Here is a 25,987-nt window from a genome sequence, read left to right on the forward strand (position 1 = left end):
GTAAGCGAGGTAGGGAAGGGTGAATGCACGCCAGCCGTCTACTGGCTGTGCAGATGACACCGTATGTACGTGTAGTCCAGGCGTCCACTGGACCCGTTCCCGGGTCACATCGCTGCTCATTACGAGCAGCACCCAAGATCCGAAAGAACGTGGCTACTGTGCCAGCTGGTGGATCGCTCGGCTCGAGAGCTGAAGAAGGACGTGCCAAGCTGCGATAAGCCCAAGGGACCCGCACGGAGGGGAAGAACTTGGGATCTCCGAATAGGAATCCTCTTTGCAATTGCTTTGCGCAATAGGGAACGTCGAGAATTGAAACATCTTAGTATCGACAGGAAAAGAAAGCAACGCGATGTCGTTAGTAACCGCGAGTGAACCCGACACAGTCCAAACCGAAGCCTTAGGGCAATGTGGTGTTCGGACTGACTCTCATCGGACGAACTTTGACGAGAAATCTCTTGGAATAGAGTACGAAACAGGGTGACAGTCCCGTACCGTCGATCAGTACTCCGTGCGTCAGCTCCAGAGTAGCGGGGGTTGGATATCCCTCGTGAATATCGCGGGCATTGACCGCGAAGACTAAACACTCCTCGAGACCGATAGCGAATTAGTAGCGTGAGCGAACGCTGAAAAGCACCCCAAAAAGGGAGGTGCAATAGGGCGTGAAATCAGTTGGCGATAGAACGACGGGGCATGAAAGGTCCCACTCTCAATGAATCAGGTGCAAACCTGTAGTAAGCGGAGTGGGAAGCCGATGTTCCGTCGTACGTTTTGAAAAACGAACCAGAGAGTGTGCCTGTCTGACGAGTCTAACCGGAGTATCCGGGTAGGCATAGGGAAACCGATATGACCGCAGCCTTCGGGTGAGGGTCACCGTGTTCAAGCGCGGGGAGTCAGGCGGGGACGACCCGAAACCGGATGATCTAGGCGTGAGCAGGGTGAAGCGTGCCGAAAGGCACGTGGAGGCCCGTTAGAGTTGGTGTCCTACAATACCCTCTCGTGACTTACGTCTAGGGGTGAAAGGCCCATCGAATTCGGAAACAGCTGGTTCCAACCGAAACATGTCGAAGCATGACCTCCGCTGAGGTAGTTCGTGGGGTAGAGCGACGGATTGGGGGACCGGACTCCGAGAGGAGTTCGCCCCCCTGTCCAACTCCGAACCTACGAACGCCGTCGACGCGGGGAGTCCGGTGCGCGGGGTAAGCCTGTGTACCGTGAGGGAGACAACCCAGAGCTGGGTTAAGGTCCCCAAGTATGGACTAAGTGCGATTGAAGGTGGTCGCAAGCCCTAGACAGCCGGGAGGTGAGCTTAGAAGCAGCTACCCTCTAAGAAAAGCGTAACAGCTTACCGGCCGAGGTTTGCGGCGCCGAAAATGATCGGGGCTCAAGTTCATCACCGAGACCTAGCGGCGCAATTCACATTGCGATCCTGTAGGTTGGCGTCCTGTTCGGGTGGAAGCACGGGAGAGATCTCGTGTGGACCGTGCAGGAACGAAAATTCTGGTCATAGTAGCAGCGTTAGTCGGGTTAGACCCCCGACGGCCGAACGAGTAAGGGTTCCTCAGCAATGCTAATCAGCTGAGGGTTAGCCGGTCCTAAGTCAGCCCGTAAGTCGAAGCTGACAAAAGGGAAATAGGTTAATATTCCTATGCCAGTGTGCAATAGAAGTCGACGCTTTGGGGCCACCTCAGCCGGGCTTTCGCCCGGTCGAACTGTCGAAGTTCGTGGAAGCCGTAATGGCAGGAAGCGAATGAATGTCAGGATAGCGAAAGTGAGGTCAACCTGGAGCCCGTGAAAAGACGAGCACACTGTCCGTACCGAGATCCGACACAGGTACTCATGGCGGCGAAAGCCAAGGTCTGTCGGGAGCAACCGACGTTAGGGAATTCGGCAAGTTCGTCCCGTACGTTCGCAATAAGGGATGCCTGCCACGGAAAGTGGCAGGTCGCAGTGACTCGGGCGCTCCGACTGTCTAGTAACAACATAGGTGACTGCAAATCCGCAAGGACTCGTACAGTCACTGAATCCTGCCCAGTGCGGGTATCTGAACACTCAGTACAATGAGACGAAGGACCCGTTAACGGCGGGGGTAACTATGACCCTCTTAAGGTAGCGTAGTACCTTGCCGCTTTAGTAGCGGCTTGCATGAATGGATTAACGAGAGCGCCACTGTCCCAACGTTGGGCCCGGTGAACTGTACATTCCAGTGCGGAGTCTGGAGACCCCCAAGGGGAAGCGAAGACCCTATAGAGCTTTACTGCAGGCTGTCGCTGAGACGTGGTCGTCATTGTGCAGCATAGGTAGGAGCCGTTACACAGGTACCCGCGCTAGCGGGCCACCGAGGCAACATTGAAATACTACCCGATGATGACTGCGACTCTCACTCCGGGAGGAGGACACCGGTAGCCGGGCAGTTTGACTGGGGCGGTACGCGCTTGAAAAGATATCGAGCGCGCCCCAAGGTTTCCTCACTCGGGTCGGAGACCCGAGAAAGAGCGCAAGAGCATACGGAAGCCTGACAGTGTCGAGCACAACAATCGACGCTGACGCGAAAGCGTGGTCTAGCGAACCAATTAGCCTGCCCAATGCGGGCAATTGCTGACAGAAAAGCTACCTTAGGGATAACAGAGTCGTCACCCGCAAGAGCACATATCGACCGGGTGGCTTGCTACCTCGATGTCGGTTCCCTCCATCCTGCCCGTGCAGAAGCGGGCAAGGGTGAGGTTGTTCGCCTATTAAAGGAGGTCGTGAGCTGGGTTTAGACCGTCGTGAGACAGGTCGGCTGCTATCTATTGGGGGTGTCATGGAATTTGACGAGAACGTTCGTATAGTACGAGAGGAACTACGAATGGGTGCCACTGGTGTACCGGTTGTTCGAGAGAGCACGTGCCGGGCAGCTACGCACCACGGGGTAAGAGCTGAACGCATCTAAGCTCGAAACCCACTTGAAAAAGAAATTCCACCGAGGTCACTCGTAGAAGACGAGTTCGATAGACTCGGGGTGTACGCACCGAGGCAACGAGGTGTTGAGCCCGCGAGCACTAACAGACCGAGCCACACATTCATTTCACATGGATCTGCACTGGACCCGTGAACGGGTCCAGGCGTTAACTGGACTACACGGACATACGGTTTACCGATTACAGGTTGACTCACACGGCTTCAGGGTCGTGTGAGAGACGGTTCGAGTCCGTCTATCGGCATTACGGCGGCCAGAGCGGCGGGGTTCCTCCCGTACCCATCCCGAACACGGAAGATAAGCCCGTCTGCGTATTGGTGAGTACTGGAGTGGGAGACCCTCTGGGAAATCTGATTCGCCGCCGACCACTCATAACACATTTATTATCCTCACAGAGCAGCTGCTCTGTGGGGATTTTTGCATTTCACTCGCGTCGGACCGCTATGCTTAAACAAGCGCAACTGGTACATTCGGACGCGCCAAGGTGGCAGAGTCCGGCCGAACGCAGCTGCCTGCAGAGCAGCCCACCGCCGGTTCAAATCCGGCCCTTGGCTTTTTGATTACTGGCTTCACGGCGGTATTCCCTGTCTCGTTGAGGAGCCGGTAGAACGGTTCCTTTCATTTTGGTTGATGGCGCGGGTGCAACTGCCGGTATGTGTTATTCGAATGATTGTTCACCTCGTCATTTTCACAGTAATACCGTGGGTGCTGATTCGCGAACTTAGTAACCGTTATACGACGGGCGAACAAGCCCTCACACATGCAATTACGCGCAGGGATCGTCTATATCGTCCTGTTCCTGGTGATCACTGCGGGCGCATACGCTGTTATTGCGACCGCGGAGGCACCTGAAGTGGCGATTGACGAAGCCGATGCGGACTACCAAATCGAGCAGGGAGATGACTTTACGGCCGGGGACTTGACCTACAACGTGTCCGAACTCGACGGGAATGCGGGGACGGCAACCCTCGAGCACGTGAACACGGAGGCAGTGTTTGATGTCACCTGGTCCGGAGCGAGTGCGGCCGACGGTGATAGTTGGGACGCTGGCGATAGCGTGCAACTCGAGGAAGAAGGTGTGGAGTACTACGTGTACCTCTATGCCCCGCCGGAGGCGGATGAGGATGAGGAAGAAGAACCGGTCCCAGAGACGATATTGTTCGTCGAGGAGTTCGACGAGGATGAGTTCACGCCGATCGAGCGTGCGGACGGCGTCTACGTGACTGTGGATGACGATGGCGACGAAACCGTTGTGCACGTCAACGAAGTCGAGGAAATCGATACCTTCGAACTCGAGTTGGGTGACGAGTTGACGTACTTCGAGCCAGACCAAGACGGACAGGTCGACGGTGAGATCGTCGAGATTGACGCGGAGTCGGTGACTCTCGAGTACGTGGGTGAAGACGTGTCGACGGTGTCGCTCGAGCAAAACGAAGTCGTGTTGATCAACGGTGAGGAATTCGGTGTGCACTTCCCGCATCCAAGCTACGCCTACCTGACTGAGGATGTCGAGAGCTTCGAGGCCCAGCACGCGGCTGTCGAGGAACACCACGAGCGGGTACACGGTCTCTGGTGGGTCATTGGTCTGTCGATCGTGACGGTAATCTTGCTGACGGGGCTGGCGTTTATGCCGGTTCGCGGCTGAGACGGTTTTTGTAGCATGTCCCGGGGCTTGACCCCGAGGCGATTCACGCAATTTTGCTGTTGGGTTTCGCTTTGTAGTGGCGATGCTCGCGTGTCGCTTGGAGTGGTCGAAAGCGTGGGGGCTATCTCGAGGCGTTGGCGATGAAATGGGTCGGGAACGATTGTGAACGACGCCCAGAAATGCTCGGTTCGCTGCGCCTTTCTAGTCTCCTTCAAATTGCTCTGGCTGCTTTGCTCCTCCAGAAATTGTTCGTCGCAAAAGCGGGCCGGGCGCGATTTGAACACACGGTCGGAGCAAGCTCCTCCCTGCGTTCAAATCGTGCCTGCCGGTTCACTCACCGATTCGCTACGCTCATCGGTTCGTTGCACGGGCCGGGCGCGATTTGAACACGCGACCGTCTGGTTAAAAGCCAGACGCTCTGCCGGACTGAGCTACCGGCCCTGTAGTAACTCGTTTACGGGACGCGGGGTTAAACGTTTCTTTCTCCGGTGACTGTTTGCCCGTGGTTTGTGCCACAAAAGAGACGACCGGGCGGCTATTTATCGGCCCCGTTCGTTCGCCCTCACATGGAAGATGGGTCCCTCGAGACGACGGTTCGTGAGATTGCAGCGACGCTGTGTTCGTTCGAGACGACGGGCGGTAACGAGGCATCGGCCCAGAAGTGGTTGCAAGGGACGCTCGAGTCGGCCGGATTCGACGTGTATACCTGGGAAGGCGATGCAGAGCGCCTCGCTTCCCACCCATCGTTTCCGGATGATCCGGCACTGATCGACACGGATGGACGGCCGAGTGTCGGGGGCGTCCTCGAGTTCGGTGACCCGGAAGCGGGCAAAACCCTCGTGTTGAACGGACACGTCGACGTGGTTCCGGCGGGCCGTGGCTGGGAGGGTGATCCGTTCGAGCCGCGCTGGAAGGACGGGCGGTTGACGGCACGCGGTGCGGCGGATATGAAGTCGGGGCTGGCGGCGTGTGTTGGGGCGGCGAAGGCGCTCGAGTCATCGTCGACCGAATTCGATGGCCGAATTGTTGTCGAGAGCGTCGTCGGTGAGGAAGAGGGCGGTATCGGGGCAGCAGCGGCGGCCATCGAGAACCCATATCCGTTCGACCGCGACGCGGCTATCGTGGCCGAACCGACGGAGTTGCGGCCGGTGACGGCTACGGAGGGGAGTTTGATGGTGAAAATCGGCCTCGAAGGTCGGTCGGCACACGCGGCAACGCGCTGGCGGGGCGCGTCGGTTCTCGAGGCGTTCGAGGACCTTCGGGCTGGACTCGAGGCGTTCGAACGCGAGCGAAGCGAGCGTGTCGTCCACCCGTTGTACGAGTCGTACCCGATTCCATGGCCGGTGTGTATCGGGCGTCTCGAGGCAGGGGAGTGGGCGTCCTCGGTTGCTGATGAGTTGACGGCGTCAGTTCGGGTTGGCGTTGCCCCCGGTGAGACGGTGGCTTCGGTCGAGCGGGAGCTACGGGCTCATCTCGAGGGGGTTGCGCGTGAAGCTGACTGGGATGGGATTGCGGGGCCGACGATGGAGCGATTCTCGATCCAGTTCGAGCCTGGAGTGACCGAGAGCGACGAACCGGTGGTTCGAGCGTTACAGACTGGGATGGAGCGAACGGGGCTGTCGGAAACGTCGCCTCGAGGGGTGACCTACGGTGCGGACAGTCGCCACTACGTCGCGGCGGGGATTCCGACGGTCGTCTTCGGTCCAGGAAGTATCGAACAGGCACACTTTCCAGAGGAAACAATCGAGTGGGAGTCGGTCGAACGAGCGACGTCGGCGATAACGGAGGCGGCGCACGTCTTTCTGTCGTCGTAGATGGTTCTCGGTGCGGTCCTGGTCGTCGATTACTCGAGGTACTCCTCGAGTGCAGCGGCGACGACGGCTCCGGGATTGAGGCCTTCGAGGCTGGCGTGTCGACGGAGGTCCCGGTAGGCTGCGGCTGGAAGCGTGAGCTCGAGGTGGCCAAGGGTCACGCCGTGGTCGGCCAGTGCGTGCTCGATGGGGACACCGTCGTTGATTTCACTGGCGACGGTACGCACGTCGCGAACGGTGAGGTTGCCGTCGAGAGTGGCCCAGGCGAGCAGCAGTCGGGCTTCGCCACCGACACGGGCGATGTGTTTGGCGGCCGAGGGCGCAATGGCTCCCATGGCGACCTGCCGGCGGACGGCTCTCGGCAGGTCGTGGACGCGAGCCCATTTCCGGATGAACGAGACGGAGACTGAGCTACCGTCCTCGAGTGTGGCGGTTGCCCGTTCTGCGGCGGCTTTATACGAGCCTTCGCCGCGAACGAGGGCGGCACAGGCGGCTGCTCCGCGCAGCATGTACAGGTGATCTTCGTCGGCCGCTCCGGTAGCGAACTCCGCGACGGTTTCGGCGGCGAGGGCGAGGCTTTCCGGATCGGTGGGGTCGAACTGGACGGCCTGGCGGGCGTGGCTGCCGGTAACCGATTCGTCGCCGCGGATGACCGGGGCACCGACGGGCGACTCGCGATCAGTCGGCACTCGTGCTGGAGGGCTCGAGCGTGGGTTATCGTCGTCGCGATCAGCGGTCATTGGGTGGGGTTGGTGGCGGGTAGGGAAAAAGGGTTGTTCCCTGGTGAATATCTCTCAGTGTTCGTACGGACTGTAACTGATCTCCAATATGATACCATCTTCGAGAGTCGAGAGGAGACTGTCTCACTCCTCGCGTTTTTCAGCGAGGTGCTCCCAGATTTCCGTACAGCCGGCACCGGGTTCGACGTCGTCGAGGTGACTGGTATCCGTTTCGTCGCTCGTATCGTCCGAGTCGGTGGGTTCCGCTCGAGCGGCCTGCTCGTCTTCGGGCTGTAGATCGTTCGTTGCGAGGTGGGTCATCGCGTCTCCTCCGTGGTCGCGGGTGTGGTTTCGAGATCGGATTCCGAACGGGTATCGAACAGTTCCGGGGCGACGTCTGCGGGGGCGTGTTGTCGGCTTCGTGTCGACAGGTCGGCTGTCATACCCTGCTGTATGGAGGTCACCCGTTTAACACCGACTTCGCAAGCAAGCGATACCCGCACTCTCGTACGGCGGTAACGATTGCCCGTATCTCGGTCGCCGATGTGTGGGGGTATCTCGCCCCTTGCTGTCGGTTTTTCCCACGGGGTCTGTCATGGGCGATGATAAGGATTGTGCCGGTCGATGGATGCAGGGTGGATTGGGCCGAGGTTTCGGTATGGCAATCGCCCTTCGTACGCTGGACGACGGTGCGTGGATCAGCGTCAACGACTCCCGGGAAGTCGGCGTGAGCGACGTCTGGATACTCGAGTGCGAGGACTGCTGTTCGTGTCCGCTCTCGTATATCCTCCTCGAGGGATTCACTGATGTCCGCGTCGATGGCACCCACGTCGTCGCCGGAACCGTGGGACGGTGTCTCGAGTGTGGACAGCGGGTCTCTATCGATCGGCTGCCGGTCGGCCGGGTGATCGACGGCGAGTTCGAGCGCTACGACCCGGCGAGCGTCTCGAGGGTTCGGGGGGCGGTCGAGTCGCTGTAACGGGGTGTCCAGGGGTTCAAGGTCCTGGCAAATACGGCCTCGAGCGCCGAGTAACGGGGAGAACTGACGCGACGCTCGGGGCCTTGTACCCCCTGGACGTACCATGGTTCAATGCCGAGCGACGTCGAGAACTGGAAGGACGAACTGTACGGGACGGATATTCGGGCCGAAATCGATCGATTCGCCGAGTCAGGCTGGGAGACGATTCCCGAAGACGAGAAAGATGCCTGGTTCGAGCGGTTCAAATGGTACGGGTTGTACCACCAGCGCGCGGGCCAGGAGTCGTATTTCATGCTTCGAATCGGCCCACCGGCCGGTGTGCTCGAGCCGGGACAGTTTCGCGTGCTCGCCGAACTCGCGAAGGAGTATTCGACGGGGCCGATCGAAAACCCCGAGTTCGGCAACGGCTGGCTCGACGTGACGACGCGCCAGGCCATCCAGTTGCACTGGATCAACCTCGAGGACGTTCCCGAGATTTTCGACCGACTCGACGAGGTAGGGCTGTCTGCGGTGCAGGCCTGTGGTGACTCCTGGCGAAACATCGTCGGATGTCCGGTTGCCGGCAAGGACAAACACGAGCACGTCGACGCCCATCAACTGGCCCACGACCTCCACGACACGTTTAAAGAAAACGAGGCGCACTCGAACCTGCCACGAAAGTGGAAGGTATCGGTGACGGGCTGTGACGAGGGCTGTGGACAGGGCGACATCAACGACCTCGCGTTCGAACCGGCCAGAAAGGAGATCGGTGGCGAAACAGTCACCGGGTACAACGTTCGCGTCGGGGGCGGCCTCGCCCGGAACGAACCTCGATTCGCCCGGAACATCGACGTCTTCGCCACGCCCGAACAGGCCGTCGAGGTCGCGGGCGGCATCTCCGCGCTCTTTCGTGACCACGGAAACCGCGAAAACCGCTACGCTGCACGCATCAAATTCCTCGTCGACGAGTGGGGTCCCGAGAAGGTTCGTACGGTGCTTCAAGAGGAGTACATCGACTGGGAACTCGAGACCGCTGGCGAGGACCTGCGTTCGGAGTATTCGTACAACGCTGGAGAGGCCGACGGGAAACACGACCACGTCGGCGTCCACGAACAGGACGACGGAAACTACTACGTCGGCTTGAACGTCCTCGTGGGTCGAATCGGGGCCGACGATGCCCTCGAATTGGCCGACATCGCCGACGAACACGGTTCGGGCGAGGTTCGACTCACCCAGCGACAGAACATCGTCCTGACTGACGTTCCAGCGGGGAACCTCGAAGCGTTGCAATCGGAGGCTCAACTCGAGCGTTACAGTCCGGACCCACATCCGTTCCAACGTGGCTCTATCGCGTGTACTGGCACGGAGTTCTGTTCGCTCTCGATCGTCGAGACGAAAAATCGACAGGTGCGGTTTTCGCGCTGGCTGGTCGACAACGTCGAGTTGCCCGAGGGCGTCGAGAACTTCCACATTCACCTGTCGGGGTGTACCGCCTCGTGTGCCCAGCCCCAGATCGCCGACGTCTCGCTTCGCGGGATGAAGACCCGCAAGAACGGCGAACCGGTCGAGGCGCTCGACATCGGGTTGGGGGGTGGCCTGGGCGGGAACCCGCAGTTTGCCTCCTGGGTCACAGAGCGAGTCCCCGTCGACGAGGTTCCTGGAGCAATCGCGAACTTGCTTGCGAACTTCGAGGCCGAACGCGAGACGGGCCAGTCGTTCAGGGAGTTCGTCCTCGAGCGTGACGACGAGCAACTGGCCGAACTAATCGAGCCCGAGGAGACGAGTTACGAGGATCCGTTCATGCACAACACGAAACGAACGTGGTATCCGTACGCGGATCAGGACGGGCTGGACGAGAGCCCGGCCCCGGCTCGTCCCGACGGATCACCGATCAGTGCCGACGACTGACCATGGCTGACCGACTGATGCGCGTTACCGCGTATACGACACTCGAGCTGGCCGACGTCCTCGTGAAAGGCCACGATTTCGAGACCGAACAGTACGCGGTGGTTGACGCGACCGCTGATCGAAAATCACCAGAACACGTCAAACTCCAGTTCGAAGCTGACAACATGACCGAAACCCACCTCCCTGCGCACATGGAAGAACTCAGGTTCACGCCCGAGCAAGCACGAGCGCTGGCGGCCGACCTCGAGGAACACGCGGCTCGAGTGGAAACGGCCCTCGGCGAGTCGTCGGCGTAACCTCACCTCGAGTGCCGTGAAACGGTCGGAGAGGCTTTGACCGTTCAGCGAGTACAGACGTCCGTGACCACCCCGAGTTCGCCGGCGGTGACTCGAGATGGCGTGACGATTCGGCAGGCGGAACGGGCGGATTTGCTCGCTATCGTCCGTATCGAAAACACGTCGTTTCCCCAGCCGTGGCCATACGATGCCTTCGAGGGGTTTCTCGGCGAACCGGGCTTTCTCGTCGCTGAGACCTCAGACGGCCAGGTTGCAGGCTACGTCGTTTCTGACGTGATGCCCAACTACGGTCGTGACATCGGCCACGTCAAAGACATTGCCGTCCACCCGGAGTGTCGGGGTAACGGTATCGGCTCGGCACTGCTTGGCCGGTCGCTGGCCGTGCTTGCGGGCGCGGGTGCGTACTCGGTCAAACTCGAGGTGCGCGACTCCAACGAGGGGGCCAAACGGCTCTACAGGGGGTTTGGCTTCGACTCGCTGCGACGGATCCCGCGGTACTACGAGGACGGCGAGGACGCCATCGTTATGGTTCGGGAACTGTAGCTATACTGTCTGAATGTACTATCAAAATAATTCGTGGATGGTAGTATAGTGGTAACACTCGAGCGGCCGCGTTTCGATCACCACGTCGGTGCGGTCGGTGAATTGCCTCGGGGCGTGACTCCGAGGCACTCGCCTTGCTTCTCTGTAGCGTCGGATGAAGGCGCTCGAGTTCGGTCGACCGCCTCGGGTGTAATGGAGTCGTGGTGGTTCCTCGAGTCCGATTCCCCGTCCCACTGGAGGTGAGGTGATTATTTGTCCGTCAGCAGGCGGCGCAGGATGTCACCGTAGGCGGGTCGGGTGATGAGTACGCCGATGAGCACCCCGAGGATGGTGATGATGGCGAACCCGCGCAGGTCGCCCAGGCTCAAGATGGCCAGCGGCGACATCGCGATGATGGTCGTGGCTGCGGCAGCCCCGATAATCCAGAACGCCTTCCGGAACCGGGATTCGAACACGCGTCTCGAGTTGACGTCACCCTCGTCTAACACCTCGTCGGCGATGATGATGAGGTCGTCCACCCCCGTTCCGACGACGGCGATAAATCCGGCGACGTGGGAGAGGTCCAGTGGCATCCGCAGGAGGGCGGCGATGCCGAGCAGGATGACAACCTCCGAGAGCGCCGTCACGATCATCGGGAGTGCAACCCGGCGGTCGCCATACCGCAGGTAGACGACGCCGCTGACGGTGAGCACCGAGAGGATCCCGATCAGCAGCGAGTAGTTTTTGAACTGGTCGGCCAGCGCGGGGCTGACGGTGAGCGTCTGGGCCTCGTTGAAGTTCAACGGTGCGCGCAGTTCTCCGGCACGGAGGTTGACCGACAGCGCCTGGGCCTCCTGCTGGCTCGAGGTAATCATCTCGAAGTTCCCGCTGGCTGCCCACTCGCCGCGTTCCATATTGTTGGCCAGGCGCGGTGCGACGCTGTGTGCCTGAACGACTTCGCCGTCGACCACGGTGAGCAGACAGTAGTTTTGTCCTTCCTGTGATGGTTCGCCGTACGAACAGGACTGTGGGTTCTGGGTGAAGCCGTTCTCGACCATCATACGCTGGTACTCCTCTGCCGATCCGGGATTGACCGCGACTGGGACGTAGTGATAGTCTTGTTCGGGGTTGTACGAGGCAGTGCCGATCGTGCCGAAATCCGCCTGGACGAGCGCGGTTTCGTTCTGTTGTCCACCCTCGCCGTCGGGATAGTGCATTACGATTTCGACGACACCACGGTCCTCGAGCAGCGCCCGCAGTTCGTCGTCGGTCATGTCGGGTGCTTCCGTTACGATGTAAAACGTCCCATCCATCTCGGCCTGGGAGACGCGACTCCCGGAGAGGCCGGCCTCGTTGATACGGGACTGAATCGTCGTCTCGATGTCGTTTCGCGTGTCGCGGGTGACGCCCTGTCTGACGTCGTCCTCGGTGACGTCGAGGCCCGCTTCTTGCAGGGCCGCGGCGAACTCGCCTTCGGTGACGTTGTCGGTGAACACCTCCGCGCTCATCTGGCGACTCTCGTAATCGGTTCGGACGAGTGCGTCGCCCGTCTCGAGTTCGAGTTCGTCGGACATCGTCTGCTGGATCTCCGGGCCGCGTTGTTCGAACTCGTCGGGGTCATCGATATCGACCTCGATCTCTTCGACGGTCATGCCGACGACGGGGGCACTGATTTTGGTCCCGCCGTCGAGTCCGAGTCCGAACTCGAGGTTGTGGAGCGATTGATCTTCGGTTTCGTTCCCGATGTAGGTCTCACCGCCCATCACGCCGCCAGGGTAAAACAGGAACACCAGCGAGAGCGAGAGAAACAGGGTTAACAGCAGGACTCGCCAGTTCGATTTGGCGAACGCAATCGGCTTCATCGTGCGATCCCCTCGAATTTGTACCAGCGAAGCAGGCTGAAGTTCAACAGATAGGTGTTCATCAGGTCAGCCGCCAGGCCGACGAAGAGGATCAGCCCGATCGACATCAGGAGCTCGACGCCGAGTGCCCAGGCGGCGATGGCCATCACGAGCATCGCCGACATCGACGTGACGGTCATCGTTACACCAGTTCGGATTGCTCGGTGGGAACTTTCATAGAAGTCACCACCGCGTCTCAGGATGTGGTTGTTGAGCAGGATATCGGAGTCGACTGAGTAACCGATAATCAAAAGCAAGCCAGCAACGGTACCGAGTGAGAGTGGAATGTTGGCGATGTTCATAAACGCGAGCGGGATGACGAGGTCCGAAAACGCCGAGGCCACGATTGCGACCGAGGGCACGAACGACCGAAAGAGAATGAAGGCGAGAATGCTCATGCCGACGAACGCCGCACCGAGGCCGAGCAGAGCCGTCTGTTGTGCTCCGGCCCCGAAGCTTGCAGACGTAGTCGCCGAGAGCTGGACCACTCCACGGTCTTCGGAGACTGGTTCGAGGTTTGCCTCGGCTTCATCTGACACGTCCGCGTCAGTGGGTGCGAACTGCACGATATACTGGTTGTCCGCGGCCTGAATCGCCTGCACCGACTCGGGCTCGACGCTGAACGCAGACTCGACCTCGCTTTCCGATGCCGTCGTTTCGATCGTCAACTCGGTTCCACCGGCGAAATCCATCCCGAGCGCAACCGGCGAGCCATAGACCAGATAGCCGCCCGCCAGAATCAACAGCGCAAAGGCAAGGACTGCAAGCGGAACCGCCGCCAACTGGCGGTTCGTGTACCGGGTGTAATCGATCTCCGGTACCTCGAGTTTCCCCATATACACCGGATGTGGGAGTCGTCGTAAGTAAGCCTTCTTAATTTCTGTAGTTCGTCATCCAGAGAGGCCAACTTCGGCACACCCCGTCAGAGGTCCCCGACGGACGTGATGAATTCCCATCGCAGAAACCGCTTTTGCGCTCGAGCGCGTACCAACCGTATGGCTCCAGAGACCCAGACGGATGCCGCTGGCGATGCCTCAGGTTCCGCAACACGCCTCGTGGTGTCGTACCCGGCCGACCTCTCGAACTGGGGACGGTTTCAGGTCGAAAAGCCCTCGTTTCAGGCCTATCTGCGCAAAACGCGAGATGCGGCCGAACCCGGAGACATCTGGGAGGAGTTCGTCGGCGTCGGCTGCTGTGGCAGCACACTCGACGTTCCCCTGCGCGTCGAATCACTCGAGGGTGGTGTGCACATCGGCGAGGAAACCGAAATCGAGTACACCGTTCGGGAGGCCTGTGGCCTCGAGGGAAGCTGGCGAGTGCAGAGCCAGGGCGGCCCCAGTCGTTCCTAAGGAACCTATCCTTCCGGTGGTGCCTGCACGCAAAACCCGTTTCCCTCGGGGTCGCGCATAACCGTCCAGGTTTCAGTGTACGGGCCAGTGGTTTCGGTCTTGGTTTCCACAATCGATGCACCGAGTGCCGCGAGTCGCTCGACCTCTTTCTCACGGTCAGCAGCGTTGAGGTCGAGGTGGATCGGAATATGTTCGGGTGACGACCGGGGCATTTTTTTGAAAAACAGTCTGGGACCGTCCCCTTCCGGATCGACTGCTGCCGCGGCTGCGTTCGGATCGCCACCCGCATCCTCTATTGCCTCGAGAACCCCTGGTGGGGGCTCCTGTAACTCGTAATCGATTGCTGCGATCCAAAACGCGGCGAGACCGTCGGGGTCCTCGCATGCAAATGTGATGTTGCCGATACGCGCCATGGAAGTAAGACGGTGTGCTACCCGATAACTGCTCACATTGGTTGACACCAGAGAATCGCTGGTAAAAATACACCATTTTCGCCCTGTTTCGAACACGGCCGTCACCGGCCGTTTCCGGTCGATTGCTGCCTCGAGGTCGGCAGTGATTTCCTCCCTCAAGGGACCTGTCTCTCACTCACTGACCCCTTTTCCGCTCGGTTTCACTCACTTCCTTCAGGCCCCCAGCGCTCACATCGCGGGTTCCGACCGTAATATTTCACTCTGAACCGCGACGCTCACCGTTCAGAAAAATCCACTAAAACGCCACTCGCTGCTCCCTGCGGAAAGAAACGGCCTACGACGGCACGACCGTCACCGGCCGTTTCCGGTCGATGGCCGCCTCGAGGTCGTCTGCGATTGCGCTCCCTCGAGAGACCTGTATTTCGCCGCCGCGACTCACCGTCGCGGTAAAGAGGTACTCGCCGCCGGCTTGCACTTCGACCGTCTCACCCTGATTGCCGTCGACGGGGATGATGATGTGTCTCGAGGTGATTTCCGGGGTGACGATCTGGCCCTGTGGCTCGGTCGACCGCTGGCCCTGCTGTGCCTGACTCGCCCCACCGTTTCCACTCGAGCCGTGATGTGGGTTCTCGTCGTGGGTCCGGACGTCGATATCGATACCCAGTCGGTTTTCGACGTCGGTGATTCGGCCGCCACCTTTGCCGATGACCGTCGAGATATCGGATTCGTCGACGTAGACGACAGCACGGTCCTGACTTTTGAGCTGGACGTCCACGTAGCCGCGGGCGATTGCTCGAATCTCGCGTTCGATCTCGGCTTTGGCGATCCGATCGACGCCGCTTTCTTTCTCCTCGACGCCGTCCTCGAGCGGGACGGTGACGACCTGCCGGTTGAAGGTGTAGATTTCGTAGGCGGGTTTGCCGGTCTGGAAGTCCGTGATGAGGATGACGGGGCGAGCCAGGTCCTCTTCGGTGAGTCCGGCGGGCACTTTGACCTCGGTTTTCACGTCGTAGACGGTCGAAATCTCGCCGGCGTCGACGTAGACGACGGTGTCGACGACCTGTGGAATCATCCCCAGTTCGACGCGACCAACGAGTCGCTGGAGGGCGTCTATCGGACGGGTGGCGTGGACGACGCCGATCATCCCGACGCCGGCCAGTCGCATGTCGGCGAACACCTCGAAGTCGTCGGTCTTTCTGACTTCGTCGTAGATGGTGTAGTCCGGGCGCACCATCAACAACGCGTCGGCGGTCTTTTCCATCTTGCCGCCGAGTTCGGTGTACTGGGTGATCTCCGGACCGACCTGCAGGTCTCGCGGTTTCTCCATCGTCTTCACCGCGTAATCGTTGTCGTTCAGGAAGCGGGCGACCGACTGGGCAAAGGTCGATTTGCCGGCCCCCGGTGCACCCGAAATCAGGACGCCGCGCTGGTGCTCGAGCAGTCGCCCTTTCAACTCGTCGGCGTGCTCGTAGTCGTCGATATCGGTCTGGACGATCGGCCGAACCGCCGTGATCTCGATGCCGTCCGAAAACGGAGGGCGGGCGATGGCGATACGGTAATCGCGGAACTGGACGATTTTCATGCCCGGTTCGGAGAGTTCGATGAAGCCGCCGGTCGCCTCGCGAGCCCCGTCGACGATCTCGCGGGCGTACTCGTCCATCGTCGCCTCGTCCAGTGGTTCGTCGGCGACGGCCTCGTAGTGCATCTCGCCGATCGCCCCGCGTTTGGCCTTCGGCAGGGTGTCCGTCTTCAGGTGGACGCTCATCGTCTGGTCGTCGAAGTACTCCTCGATAGCGAGGGTGCCGACGCGGCGAACCTCCGGCGAGAGGTAGTCCGTCTCGAGTCCCTTCGCCTGAGCCACTTCGGCCTGGACGATGTCGCTCGTGACGAACGTCGCTTCGAGGTCCTCTGCGATGTCGCGAATAACGGCGTCGATTTCTCCCTCGGCGGCGTGGCCACGCTCGATGGCGGATGGGCGCTCGCCGACGTACTCGAGTTCGATGATACCTTCGTCGGCGAGTTCGGCCAGGCGTTTGAGTTCGCCCAGGCCGTCCCAGCCGCTGTCGAGGCCGTCGTTGGCCTGTGCCTCGAGTTCGGCGACGACGGCTTCGGGGACCGACACGGTCGCGCCGTGGAACTGCCCGTCGTCGATCGAAGCCGATACCCGGCCGTCGATGACGACGCTCGTATCCGGTACGACGTTCATGGGCGTCGCTTGGGTACCTGCAGGTATAAGGCTGCGGGACCGGTGTGGCTCGTGTTATCGCCGTTCCCTTGCGGTGATTCTACGATAGTGGGAATAACCGATGGGTGCTTATTTTCAAATTCGACTACCTCGAGACACGATATGAATCCGGAGACGCAGTTCGGGCGTGGAAAACTCAATACGCTCGTCGACACCGACGACCTGGTCGACCGAATCGGCCTCGATAACGAGGAAATCGCCTGGCGAAAATCGTTCATCGGCTTCGATAGTGAGGACGAACGCCGACTGCAGGACCTCGAATCACTGCTCCAGCGCAACCGTGAGACGATCGCCGACGACTTCTACGACAATTTGCTCGCCCACGAGCAGACGATGGACGTCATCGACCGCTCGCCGAAAGGCGTCGACGCGCTGAAGATGACCCAGCAGGCGTATCTGGTTTCGCTCGCTGATGGTGAATACGACGAGGCGTATTTCAAAAACCGCGCCCGAATCGGGAAACTGCACGAACTGCTCGAGATGCCGCTGAAACACTACGTGGGCCAGTACGGCGTCTACTACGACCTGTTGTTCGACGAGGTCAACGACCGGGTACAGGAACAGGTCATCGACGCCATCGAAACCTGGGCCGACGAGCAAGAAGCCGACGGGGGCAGTTTTGGCCGGTTCGTCGAAGCGTTCGGATTCGGTGAGACGGGAGACGAGGACGGCCTCGAGGAGTCGTTCGAGCGGGTCGTCCGTGAGGCTATCGACGACGGAATGGCCGACGTCCTCGCGTTGCTCAAAATCATCAATCTCGATTTGCAGGTCGCGACCGACACGTACGTCGACTCCTACGCTCAGCGCCTCGAAGAGCAGATCGAGCGCCGCAAACGGCTTGCTGCGGCCGTCGAAGCCGACGTTCAGACGCCGATCGACGAACTCCAGACGACGAGCGAGGCTGTCGCCGATCAGGCTGTCCAGATCACCGAACTGACCGACACCCAGCAGGGGAACCTGGAGACCGCGGCCGAAGAAATCACTGACGTGAGTGCTGCCGTCGAAGAAATCGCGGCCACCGCAGACGAGGTTCGAAAACAGAGCGTGCAAACCGAAGCACGCGTCGAACGGGCCCGAGAATCGGCGGACGATGCGAGCGACGCCCTCGAAACCATCGAGACGGCGACCGAAAGCGTTGCCACGGCTGCCAGCACGCTCGAACAACGGGTCGAAGAGATCGATTCTATCGTCCGACGCATCGATTCGCTCGCCGAACGCACGTCGATGCTCGCGACCAATGCCGGGGTCGAGGCTCGTCGAAGCGGGAGCGGGAGTGGTGCGATGGAAGTCATCGCCGAAGAGGTGTCGTCGTTTGCCCGGCAGTCACGACGCGATCTCGAGGCCATCGAAGCGAGTCTCGAGGATATCCGTGAACAGACCGAGCGAACGCTCGAGACGACCGACGAGACCGTCGGGGCGGTCGACCGTGGTACGACGCAGGTCCGTGACACCGTAACGCAGCTCGAGGGTATACACGACTCGGCCAGGGGAACGGTTGCCGGGATGGACGACGTGGCCGTGGCGACGAACCAGCAGGCGACGAACGTCGAACGGGCGGCGGATACCGTGAGCGAGGCAGCCGAGGCAGCCGATCAAATCGCCGACTCGGCGAGTTCGGTGGCTGCTGCAACCGAAGAACAGACCGCGAGCGTCGGCGAAATCTCGGCAGCCGTCGACCGACTCGTTACCGAGGAGGAAACGGACCAGCCCTCCATGTCCGATCGACACTGATTGGGAGTATCGGAGGAGTGCATCGTTTTCCGCCTGCAGTGTGTTTTCACGCCTGAAAGCGTAGGCAAACGCGATCGCGTTCCCTCGAGGAACGGAAGCTGCCGGTCGTTCTTATCGGACGGGAGGGGGCAATCGGATTTAACTGCTCTCGGTCCGAAATCGGGTACAGATGGACGATACCGGATTCTCCGAGGGCGACGAACTCACCATCCTCTCGAGGGAGGAACTCGCCGAACGCGTCCGTCAGCGGACGGCCGACCTCGAGAACGTGATGAACACGATGGTCGACGTCCTCCTCAAAATCGGGCCTGATGGTCGGATTCTGCTGGCCAATGCGGCCGTTTCCGACGTGCTCGGCTACGAACCCGCATCGCTCGAGGGACAGCCGATCGATTACATTCTCGCAAGCGAGGGAGTCGACGGCGCGGGACCGAACGGTGGCGGACTCGTCGAGCAGTTGCTCGCCCACGGGCGGGTGACAGAGTTCGAGACGGTTCTCGAGACAGCTTCGGGTGAGCCGGTCCGGACGAGTTTATCAGCGTCAGTCCTCCAGAGTGACGATGGCGCGATCGACGGCATCGTCTGTGTCGCAACGGACATCTCACAACGAACCGAGGCCGAAGAGCGTGCGGCGTTCCTTCACTCGCTGTTGCGCCACGACCTCGGAAACAAACTCACCGTGACCGACGGCTATCTCGAGTTACTCGGCGAGACGTCGCTGACCGACCAGCAGCGTGAGTACCTCTCGTATGCGACCGGGGGTGTGGACGAAGCCATCGACCTGGTGCGGAAGGTTCGGACGCTCAACCGAGTGGAAGCCGAGGAGGCGGTCGAGCCGATCGATCTCGAGGGGGTCCTCAGCGAGAGCGTCAATCGTCACGTCGACCTGGCTGAAAAACACGACATTGCCGTCACCGTCGACGTCGCCCCCAACTGTCGGATCCGTGGTGGTGCGCTCCTGCCGGAACTGTTCTCGAATTTACTCGAGAACGCGCTGGTCCATTCGGACGGCTCGCAGGTTCGACTTGGGACCGACGAGGACGCCGGGGAAGGATGGGTCGACGTCACTGTTGACGACGACGGGGTCGGCATCGATTCAGCGGTCAAAGAGACGATCCTCGAGCGTGGTGAAACTGCGGGTGAGGCGGCTGGGACCGGTCTCGGCACCTACCTCGCGACACGGATTGCGGACACGTACGGCGGTGAAATCGCCGTCGAATCCTCTCCACTTGGTGGGGCTCGGTTCCGGGTCAGCCTCGAGTCGGCGACGTAGCCGCCGCCGGAGCGGCCGTTGCCCGATCGGTTACTCGCGCACTCGGTAGTTCGCCTCGAGTGCTTCGAACTGCTCGTAATAGTGGCCGAACCCGGTTTCTCGAGCGAGCGTCCGCCCTGCTTCGAGGTGGGCGTGTGCGGCCCTGAACCGTTCGTTCTCGAACGCGAGGGCTGTGAGTTCACGTCGCGCTTTCAGTGTCGCTTCGTTCGAGGCGCCTTGGGCTCGCTCGAGGACGCTCTCGAGGTGTTCGCGTGCCTGTTCGTGACCAGCGTGCCGGTAGGCTACGCCGAGAGCGGTATCAGTTTTCAGAGCGAGCAACCGGTATCCGTCCGGGAGTTCGTCGACGGCTGTCTCGGCCATTTCCAGCGCTTCCTCAGGCTGATCGGCCGCACACAGCGTTTCGACCAGTTCGATCCGTTGACTCGTGATAGCGAGCTGTGTGGCGACCTCGAGTGCTCGCTCCAGCGATGAGCGATGACAGGCGAGTGCTGTCTCCGCTTCACCCTGTGTGCGGGCGATGGTCCCCTCGAGTTTTTCCAGTTCGGCCAGCGAAGCGGAAAACTCGTGTTCGGTGGCGAACGTTCGGCCCGACTCGAGGTACTCCGCCGCCTGCTCGAGGTTCCCGGCCAGGAGGGCGAAGCCGCCGAGCACCTGGTTCCGATGGACGACCTGGTGGGTGCGTCCAAGCTTCTCGATCAACTCGAGACTGCGTTCGACCATGTCGATGGCGGCCTGGAGCGACCCGCGTTCGGCTTCGATTCCGGCTTTGTTCACCAGCGCCAGTGAACGGTACTCGTCGTGGTCGAGTCGGTCGGCGAGTTCGAGGAGTTCGTCGTAGTACTCGTCTGCATCGTCCCAGCGAAGGTCGTACTGGGCGAAAACGCCGAGGTTGTTGAGCGCGAGCAACTGGACGCGAAAGTTGTCGGTGCGTTTGGCGATCCGTTCACCCCGCCTGAGCGTTCGTTCGGCCTGCTGTTGGCGACCCGCGTCGTCGTAGACAATTGCGAGATCGTTGAGGCTCCGGGCGAGCTCACGCTCGTCACCGGCTGCTTCCAGCAGAGCGACGCCTCGCTCGAGCGACGTGACGCCGGCTTCGATCTCGCCGGTTTGGGCGTAGCAAGAGCCGAGGTTCTGGTAGGCGCGCCCCAACAGCACGTCCGCATCGATTTGGGCGGCGAGGTCGCGCTGGGTTTCGAACCCCTCGATAGCCGTCTCGTATTCGCCTCGTTTCATGTACGACCCGGCCAGGTAATCGTGTAGCCAGCAGACCTCGATGGTCACCGGCTCGCCGTCGATATCGAGGCCTGCGCGGGCGGCTTCGGCGGTTTCGTCGTACGCACCTTGTTCAAAACGCATTCGCGCCTGATACCGGTAGGTTCGACGCAGCCGTTCGGGGTCGTCCGTCCGGGCCCGGATGTACCGGAAATGCTTGTCGGCCTGGTCGTATTCGCCCTGGGTGTAATAGATGTCGCCGAGCGATTCGAGGACGTCGAGCACGACGTCCTCGAGCGACTGGCCGTGGGCGATCTGTAGCGCCCGTTCGTACCGCTCGATTGCGTCGTCGTGGGCGTACACCGTCCTCGCCTCGTCACCGGCTGCAATCCAGTGGTCCACGGCTCGTCTGGGGCATCCACCGTGGTAGTAGTGAGCTGCTATCGTCGCATCATCGCCGTCTTCGGACGCCAGAATTTCCCCTGCGCGACGACTGAATCGGCGGCGTCGGTCGTCGTCGAGTTCCTCGAGCACGACGCTCCGGATGACGTCGCTGTGATACCGCACGGTTTCGTTGCCGATTCGTTGCCAGAGCCCCATCTCGACCAGTCGGTCGACGACGGTGTCGGGGACCTCATCAGCGTCGAGCACCGAGCCGAGCGTATCGAGTGAGAGAGTGTCCCCAATGACGGCTCCTGCCTCGAGGATGGCCCGTGGTTCCTCGTCGAGGCGCTCGAGGCGGTCTCTGATGGTCGTCTGGACCGCGTCGGCGACGCCGATCTGGTCGGCCGTGGGAAACGTTCCCCGTTGCAGGTCGATCGCACCGCGCTCTCGAAGCGCTTGCACCGTTTCGACGACGAACAGGGGGTTCCCACCCGTCCGTTCGTGAACCGTTTCGACGAACCCCGATGGGACGCCGCGCTGGCCGAGTTGTCGTTCGATGAGGTCGCCGACTTCGTCTCGCTCCAGCGGGCCGAGTTCGAGCAAGTGGGCCTTGTCGTCCATCTCGATAGCAGTTACAATCGCTTCGAGGGCAGCGTCTTCGGTATGGGCACTCGCTCGAGACGTTGCCACCAGTACCAGGCCTGGAATTTCCGTGTCCTCGAGCAGGTATTCGAACAGGTTGATGGTGGCTGCATCGGCCCATTGCAGGTCCTCGAGGACGAGCAAGAGTGGCTGGCTGTCGACCCGGTCTGTGAGCCACTCGCTCACCCGCGTGTACAGGGCGGTCTGTTGTGTATCGTACATGCCTTCCTGTGTGTTCTCGAGGCGTTCCTCGTCATCGAGCGGGAACGAGTCGGTGGTGATCGGTGCGGCTTCGAGCGCGCTTCGAAACGGCTGATACGGTTTTCCCCCGGTTCGTCGTGCGCGACCCACGGCGGTTTGGAAACCCTGCTCGTCGGCAGTCTGTGCCAGCCACTCCACCAGTGTCGTCCGCCCGGTGCCAGCCTCGCCCGTAATGAGGGCGACCTGCGGACGCTCTTCGGTCGCCCCGAGCATCGACTCGAGCGTTTCACGTTCGGTCGTCCGCCCGACCAGCCCCGTCTCGAGGTCGGTCTCGAGGTATATGTCGCCGTCCGGCGACCGCGCTGCAAGCGCCTCGACGAGCGAGATGTCGTAGGTTGCGGGCACGTCCCCGAGCGGGAGTTCTCGCCGTTTGCCGTCACTGTGGACGACGACGAATGTCTCCACCAACCGGTCACGGAACTCGCGTGCGTACTCGAGCCCGTGGTCTGTGAGTTGATATCGACGTTTTCCCGTCACGCTCGTTGCCTCCGAGGTAACCAGGCCGTCGCGCTCGAGGCGGGAGAGTGCCGATGCGAGCGAAATGCGTCCGGAGAGCGTGTTTCCGAGACCGGTGACGGTGGCGAGGCTACGCGTTGTGGCGTCGGCGCTGTGGGTGTCCGCCGGCGACTGAGAGAGCAGGTGGATGAGGACGAGGTCGCCGAGTGAGCACTCGGTCATCGACCGAGCGTACACACGCAATGACATAAACCTTAGTGGCAGATTTATTCCTCGAGCGACGAAGCCATCACCATGGAGCTTCGCGAACTCACCCGCGACCTGGTCTCGATACCGAGTCACGAGGACGAAACCGCGGTCGGCGACTTTCTCGAGTCGTGGCTCAGGCGCGAAACCGACGCCGTCGTCCACCGGGATGCGGCCGGGAACGTTCTCGCCCGTCGTGGCGGGCCGGATTCGATTCGCCTGGACGAGACGAATGCGAGCACCGACGACGGCACCGATTCGGGCCGCTCGCTGGCGCTCGTCGGCCACCACGATGTCGTTCCACCGGACGAAACACAGGTCACTCGGGATGGCGAGTACGTGCTCACCGAACGCGACGGGCGGCTGTTCGGTCGGGGAGCGGCGGATATGAAAGGGGCAGTCGCTGCCGCGGCCATCGCGTTTCGAGACTGCGACCTCGAGACTGGAGATGGGGCCGCTGACGGACGAACGGGCTCTACCGGCGCAGGCGACACGGGGTCGCCCGAGTTGTGGTTCGCGAGTTTCGTCGGCGAGGAGAGCGGTGGGCGAGGTGCTCGACACGCCATCGAAAACGGGTTCATCCCCGACTGCGCTATCGTCGGCGAGGGATCGACCAACTACTCGGGCCCGGACGTGACCGACGTGGCCGTCGCCCACCGCGGTCGTCGCGGGAGTACCATTACGGCTCGCGGCACTGCGGCACACGCCAGCGAACCCGAAGCCGGTGAGAACGCCATTTACCGCGCTGGCGAAGCCATCGACGTCCTCCGGGATCTCGAGGTCCCGACCGTCGAGGTGGCTGGGGAGTCCCTCGCGGGCAGCGTGGTCGCGACGGAAATCGAGGGGGGCTCGGGAATCAACGTCATCCCCGCGTCGTGTTCGATCACGGTGGACGAACGCACCGTGCCGGGCGAACGGGCCGCACTCGAGACCGTGGCCGCTCTCGAGGGGGTCGAGTGGACGGTCGATCAGGACCTGCCGCCCATGCAGTGTGCTGACGAATCGTTCGCCCGGAGAGTGCTCGAAGCAGCCGACGCCGCCCAGTCCGGGTCACCCGAACTCGTCACCAAACCACACGCTACGGACGCCGGGTGGCTCGCGAAAGCGGGCACTGCCTGTGTGGTCTGTGGTCCTGCCGAACCGGGCGAGGCACACACAAAAAATGAAAGTGTCTCGATGGCCGTCCTCGAGCGCTGTCTCGAGACGTATCGACGACTCGTGACCGAGTGGCTGGCGAGGGGAAGGGACGACCATGGCGCTTGCTCACCGTGATGGCAACCATCGTGCTCGCCGAGGCGGTGCGCAGCGACGGGCCGTTTTCGACGACGTCGATTCACTCGAGCCGTCGATCGTCCTCCAGTTGTGGCTGCACAAGCAGCGTAAACAACCTCGGGCGCGGTGTTGACGCAAATCGAAGATTTGCGAAAGCCGAAAACCGCAGGTTTTCGGAAGGGCAGGGAACTCGCGCTGCCTTTCGTTTAGAGGCCACGACTGTGAGCGTGTCGACGGTGCCGACCGACCGCATCCAGCACATCATCAGCCAGTGACCGAAAAATGGCAGCCGTCTCGGTGTCGTCGAAGACGATCGGCTCACCGGTTTCACAGCTCTCGCCGATCGCCGGGTCGAGCGGAATGCGACCGAGTAAGGGCACCTCGAACTCCTCGGCTAACTGCGTGGCACCGCTGGCGACGAACACCTCGTGGTGGTCACCACAGCTCGGACAGGCGAACCCGCTCATGTTCTCGACGATGCCAAACACTTCAGCCTCGTGAGGGTCGAACTGTGAGATGCCCTTGCGAGCGTTATCGAGGGCGACGTCCTGGGGTGTCGTGACGACAACCGATCCAACGACCGGCATCTGCTGGAGCATCGTCAACTGGGCATCACCGGTCCCCGGTGGGAGATCGATCACGAGATAATCGACATCGCCCCAGTCGACGTCGTGCCAGAGATCGGTCAGCATTCGATCGACGACCGGGCCACGCCAGGCGATTGGATTCGAGTCGTCGACCATGAAGCCGACACTCAAAACCCGTATGCCGTGTGTTTCGACCGGTAAGATCGTATTTTCGCCTCCGGGTTGGACCATCTCGTCAGTGACACCGAGCATACGCGGAATGTTCGGGCCGTAGACGTCAGCGTCGAACAGCCCAACCGCCGCCCCCCGGTCGGCAATGCCCGCGGCTAGATTCGTCGAGATGGTGCTTTTTCCAACGCCACCCTTGCCGGAGGAGACGGCGATCACGATCGGCCCCTCGGACGCGGGGGTTTTATCATCGATGTCGACCGTCACTGTCGGCTCGTAGCCTGCGTCCGCGATCACTTCGCGGACCGACTCGACGAGTTCGGTCTCGGCTGGCGAGTGAGGCGCCCCCAGAGCGAGTTCGATATGTGCGGTGACGTCGGTAACCGTGATGTCGCCAACGAGTCCCTGTGACACGATGTTGTCTGCCAGTTCGGTTCCATCAGGCCGTGTCGTGAGTGGGGTGGGTGCCGAAACCGTGCGTAGCTCCTCGCGAAGTGTTTCAGTCATGAGCGGTTGCGTGAGCGGATGGCTGGGACGCTGATAATGATGGTGTTTCCATCTCCGTCAACTGCGTCATCGATGAACCTGCGGGTTCGTCTCGTCTGTACACAGCCGAAACACCGCGCACCCACGGATTCCTTCACTGATCGACAGCGGTTGTCGACTGTTCACCATCGCCGTCGACAGCTGCGAGCTCAAACAGCGAGGCAATTCGTTCGCATTGCTCCCCGTCTGGGTGTTCGAACGGACCGCTGTCGAGTTCGCCACTGACCGCCAACCGAACCCGTTCCGTAATCAACTCGGCCGCGATTGCGTCGGCCAGTGCTCTGATAACGATAGCCTCCTCCTCTGTCAGCGTCGACTGTGCGGCCAACGTTTGCTCTGCAGTTGCGACCTCTCGGGCAACGATCTCGTCGACGTACCGCTGTACGTGGGCCTGCAACTCGAGTGCAGACCCCTCGTCTGCTGCTGGTGCAACCGTCATCTTCGGGTTAGCTGAGTGTCGAGCCATGCGATGGTGAGCGACGCTGA

General features: G+C 61.1%; 20 protein-coding genes, 2 tRNA genes and 2 rRNA genes. 13 read left to right on the forward strand and 11 right to left on the reverse strand.

Annotated elements, in window-relative coordinates; translation table 11 throughout:
- Positions 1–144 precede the first annotated feature (144 nt).
- From NLK60_RS11765 to NLK60_RS11780, 4 genes are all read left to right on the forward strand, one after another.
- Positions 145–3,060 (forward strand): 23S ribosomal RNA (locus NLK60_RS11765).
- Between the two features lie 141 nt (positions 3,061–3,201).
- A 5S ribosomal RNA gene (rrf, locus tag NLK60_RS11770) occupies positions 3,202–3,323 on the forward strand.
- A gap of 111 nt (positions 3,324–3,434) precedes the next feature.
- Positions 3,435–3,510, forward strand: a tRNA-Cys gene (locus tag NLK60_RS11775).
- Positions 3,511–3,716: 206 nt separating this feature from the next.
- Entirely contained in the window at positions 3,717–4,601 is an 885-nt protein-coding gene (locus tag NLK60_RS11780) for a hypothetical protein (RefSeq protein ID WP_254807971.1), read from the forward strand.
- 367 nt (positions 4,602–4,968) lie between these two features.
- On the opposite strand, the gene NLK60_RS11785 is transcribed toward NLK60_RS11780, so the two are convergent.
- Positions 4,969–5,042: transfer RNA gene (locus tag NLK60_RS11785), tRNA-Lys, on the reverse strand.
- 125 nt (positions 5,043–5,167) lie between these two features.
- Between NLK60_RS11785 and NLK60_RS11790 the strand changes: the two genes are divergently transcribed.
- A complete protein-coding gene (locus tag NLK60_RS11790) occupies positions 5,168–6,415 on the forward strand; it encodes an ArgE/DapE family deacylase (protein WP_254807972.1) in 1,248 nt (415 codons plus the stop codon).
- A gap of 29 nt (positions 6,416–6,444) precedes the next feature.
- On the opposite strand, the gene NLK60_RS11795 is transcribed toward NLK60_RS11790, so the two are convergent.
- From NLK60_RS11795 to NLK60_RS19540, 3 genes are all read right to left on the reverse strand, one after another.
- Positions 6,445–7,152, reverse strand: coding sequence for a DUF7119 family protein (locus NLK60_RS11795; RefSeq protein ID WP_254807973.1), 708 nt, complete (start codon positions 7,150–7,152; stop codon positions 6,445–6,447).
- Positions 7,153–7,275: 123 nt separating this feature from the next.
- On the reverse strand, positions 7,276–7,452 hold the full coding sequence (locus tag NLK60_RS11800; protein ID WP_254807974.1) for a hypothetical protein: 177 nt from the start codon (positions 7,450–7,452) through the stop codon (positions 7,276–7,278).
- A complete protein-coding gene (locus NLK60_RS19540; protein WP_256530373.1) occupies positions 7,449–7,574 on the reverse strand; it encodes a hypothetical protein in 126 nt (41 codons plus the stop codon). Before NLK60_RS19540 ends, NLK60_RS11800 begins: the two co-directional genes overlap by 4 nt.
- Before the next feature lie 215 nt (positions 7,575–7,789).
- Between NLK60_RS19540 and NLK60_RS11805 the strand changes: the two genes are divergently transcribed.
- The 4 genes from NLK60_RS11805 (at position 7,790) to rimI (ending at position 10,836) form a co-directional block, all read left to right on the forward strand.
- Positions 7,790–8,110, forward strand: coding sequence for a DUF8134 family protein (locus NLK60_RS11805; protein WP_254807975.1), 321 nt, complete (start codon positions 7,790–7,792; stop codon positions 8,108–8,110).
- Between the two features lie 111 nt (positions 8,111–8,221).
- Positions 8,222–9,997 carry a nitrite/sulfite reductase gene (locus tag NLK60_RS11810; protein WP_254807976.1) on the forward strand — a complete coding sequence of 592 codons (1,776 nt, stop codon included), beginning with the start codon at positions 8,222–8,224 and terminating at the stop codon, positions 9,995–9,997.
- A gap of 2 nt (positions 9,998–9,999) precedes the next feature.
- Complete coding sequence (locus NLK60_RS11815) at positions 10,000–10,293, forward strand: DUF6360 family protein (RefSeq protein WP_254807977.1); 294 nt, start codon at positions 10,000–10,002, stop codon at positions 10,291–10,293.
- A gap of 63 nt (positions 10,294–10,356) precedes the next feature.
- Entirely contained in the window at positions 10,357–10,836 is a 480-nt protein-coding gene (rimI, locus tag NLK60_RS11820; protein ID WP_254807978.1) for a ribosomal protein S18-alanine N-acetyltransferase, read from the forward strand.
- A gap of 248 nt (positions 10,837–11,084) precedes the next feature.
- Here rimI and NLK60_RS11825 read toward each other — a convergent pair whose 3' ends face one another.
- Positions 11,085–12,677, reverse strand: coding sequence for a preprotein translocase subunit SecD (locus NLK60_RS11825; RefSeq protein ID WP_305880180.1), 1,593 nt, complete (start codon positions 12,675–12,677; stop codon positions 11,085–11,087).
- Positions 12,674–13,552 (reverse strand): protein translocase subunit SecF, encoded by an 879-nt coding sequence (secF, locus tag NLK60_RS11830; RefSeq protein ID WP_254807979.1) that lies wholly within the window; start codon positions 13,550–13,552, stop codon positions 12,674–12,676. The genes NLK60_RS11825 and secF overlap by 4 nt, the downstream gene beginning before the upstream one ends.
- A 159-nt stretch (positions 13,553–13,711) precedes the next feature.
- Between secF and NLK60_RS11835 the strand changes: the two genes are divergently transcribed.
- A complete protein-coding gene (locus NLK60_RS11835) occupies positions 13,712–14,065 on the forward strand; it encodes a DUF7968 family protein (RefSeq protein WP_254807980.1) in 354 nt (117 codons plus the stop codon).
- Positions 14,066–14,070: 5 nt separating this feature from the next.
- Here the strand turns inward: NLK60_RS11835 and NLK60_RS11840 are convergent, their stop codons facing one another.
- Both NLK60_RS11840 and NLK60_RS11845 read right to left on the reverse strand, forming a co-directional pair.
- Complete coding sequence (locus NLK60_RS11840) at positions 14,071–14,478, reverse strand: VOC family protein (RefSeq protein ID WP_254807981.1); 408 nt, start codon at positions 14,476–14,478, stop codon at positions 14,071–14,073.
- 334 nt (positions 14,479–14,812) lie between these two features.
- The gene (locus tag NLK60_RS11845) at positions 14,813–16,684 is read right to left on the reverse strand and encodes a PINc/VapC family ATPase (protein WP_254807982.1); all 1,872 of its coding nucleotides are present in this window, start codon (positions 16,682–16,684) and stop codon (positions 14,813–14,815) included.
- A gap of 141 nt (positions 16,685–16,825) precedes the next feature.
- Between NLK60_RS11845 and NLK60_RS11850 the strand changes: the two genes are divergently transcribed.
- Positions 16,826–18,454, forward strand: coding sequence for a globin-coupled sensor protein (locus NLK60_RS11850; protein ID WP_254807983.1), 1,629 nt, complete (start codon positions 16,826–16,828; stop codon positions 18,452–18,454).
- A gap of 169 nt (positions 18,455–18,623) precedes the next feature.
- Positions 18,624–19,727: an ATP-binding protein gene (locus tag NLK60_RS11855; protein WP_254807984.1), complete on the forward strand. Its 1,104-nt coding sequence runs from the start codon at positions 18,624–18,626 to the stop codon at positions 19,725–19,727.
- Positions 19,728–19,757: 30 nt separating this feature from the next.
- Here NLK60_RS11855 and NLK60_RS11860 read toward each other — a convergent pair whose 3' ends face one another.
- Positions 19,758–22,904 carry a tetratricopeptide repeat protein gene (locus NLK60_RS11860; RefSeq protein ID WP_254807985.1) on the reverse strand — a complete coding sequence of 1,049 codons (3,147 nt, stop codon included), beginning with the start codon at positions 22,902–22,904 and terminating at the stop codon, positions 19,758–19,760.
- Positions 22,905–22,976: 72 nt separating this feature from the next.
- Between NLK60_RS11860 and NLK60_RS11865 the strand changes: the two genes are divergently transcribed.
- Positions 22,977–24,200: a M20 family metallopeptidase gene (locus tag NLK60_RS11865; RefSeq protein WP_254807986.1), complete on the forward strand. Its 1,224-nt coding sequence runs from the start codon at positions 22,977–22,979 to the stop codon at positions 24,198–24,200.
- Between the two features lie 206 nt (positions 24,201–24,406).
- On the opposite strand, the gene NLK60_RS11870 is transcribed toward NLK60_RS11865, so the two are convergent.
- Together NLK60_RS11870 and NLK60_RS11875 are read right to left on the reverse strand one after the other, a co-directional pair.
- Complete coding sequence (locus tag NLK60_RS11870) at positions 24,407–25,462, reverse strand: Mrp/NBP35 family ATP-binding protein (RefSeq protein ID WP_254807987.1); 1,056 nt, start codon at positions 25,460–25,462, stop codon at positions 24,407–24,409.
- A gap of 133 nt (positions 25,463–25,595) precedes the next feature.
- Positions 25,596–25,967: a hypothetical protein gene (locus tag NLK60_RS11875; protein WP_254807988.1), complete on the reverse strand. Its 372-nt coding sequence runs from the start codon at positions 25,965–25,967 to the stop codon at positions 25,596–25,598.
- Positions 25,968–25,987: the final 20 nt, after the last annotated feature.

Source organism: Natronosalvus amylolyticus (assembly GCF_024298845.1).
Classification (GTDB): Archaea; Halobacteriota; Halobacteria; order Halobacteriales; family Natrialbaceae; genus Natronosalvus; species Natronosalvus amylolyticus.

Bases quoted from the DNA above. Each gene is read 5' to 3' on its own strand.
- NLK60_RS11780 (WP_254807971.1), top strand. From the start codon at position 3,717: ATGCAATTACGCGCAGGGATCGTCTATATCGTCCTGTTCCTGGTGATC.
- NLK60_RS11790 (WP_254807972.1), top strand. From the start codon at position 5,168: ATGGAAGATGGGTCCCTCGAGACGACGGTTCGTGAGATTGCAGCGACG.
- NLK60_RS11795 (WP_254807973.1), bottom strand. From the start codon at position 7,152: ATGACCGCTGATCGCGACGACGATAACCCACGCTCGAGCCCTCCAGCA.
- NLK60_RS11800 (WP_254807974.1), bottom strand. From the start codon at position 7,452: ATGACCCACCTCGCAACGAACGATCTACAGCCCGAAGACGAGCAGGCC.
- NLK60_RS19540 (WP_256530373.1), bottom strand. From the start codon at position 7,574: ATGACAGCCGACCTGTCGACACGAAGCCGACAACACGCCCCCGCAGAC.
- NLK60_RS11805 (WP_254807975.1), top strand. From the start codon at position 7,790: ATGGCAATCGCCCTTCGTACGCTGGACGACGGTGCGTGGATCAGCGTC.
- NLK60_RS11810 (WP_254807976.1), top strand. From the start codon at position 8,222: ATGCCGAGCGACGTCGAGAACTGGAAGGACGAACTGTACGGGACGGAT.
- NLK60_RS11815 (WP_254807977.1), top strand. From the start codon at position 10,000: ATGGCTGACCGACTGATGCGCGTTACCGCGTATACGACACTCGAGCTG.
- NLK60_RS11825 (WP_305880180.1), bottom strand. From the start codon at position 12,677: ATGAAGCCGATTGCGTTCGCCAAATCGAACTGGCGAGTCCTGCTGTTA.
- secF (WP_254807979.1), bottom strand. From the start codon at position 13,552: ATGGGGAAACTCGAGGTACCGGAGATCGATTACACCCGGTACACGAAC.
- NLK60_RS11835 (WP_254807980.1), top strand. From the start codon at position 13,712: ATGGCTCCAGAGACCCAGACGGATGCCGCTGGCGATGCCTCAGGTTCC.
- NLK60_RS11840 (WP_254807981.1), bottom strand. From the start codon at position 14,478: ATGGCGCGTATCGGCAACATCACATTTGCATGCGAGGACCCCGACGGT.
- NLK60_RS11845 (WP_254807982.1), bottom strand. From the start codon at position 16,684: ATGAACGTCGTACCGGATACGAGCGTCGTCATCGACGGCCGGGTATCG.
- NLK60_RS11850 (WP_254807983.1), top strand. From the start codon at position 16,826: ATGAATCCGGAGACGCAGTTCGGGCGTGGAAAACTCAATACGCTCGTC.
- NLK60_RS11855 (WP_254807984.1), top strand. From the start codon at position 18,624: ATGGACGATACCGGATTCTCCGAGGGCGACGAACTCACCATCCTCTCG.
- NLK60_RS11860 (WP_254807985.1), bottom strand. From the start codon at position 22,904: ATGACCGAGTGCTCACTCGGCGACCTCGTCCTCATCCACCTGCTCTCT.
- NLK60_RS11865 (WP_254807986.1), top strand. From the start codon at position 22,977: ATGGAGCTTCGCGAACTCACCCGCGACCTGGTCTCGATACCGAGTCAC.
- NLK60_RS11870 (WP_254807987.1), bottom strand. From the start codon at position 25,462: ATGACTGAAACACTTCGCGAGGAGCTACGCACGGTTTCGGCACCCACC.
- NLK60_RS11875 (WP_254807988.1), bottom strand. From the start codon at position 25,967: ATGGCTCGACACTCAGCTAACCCGAAGATGACGGTTGCACCAGCAGCA.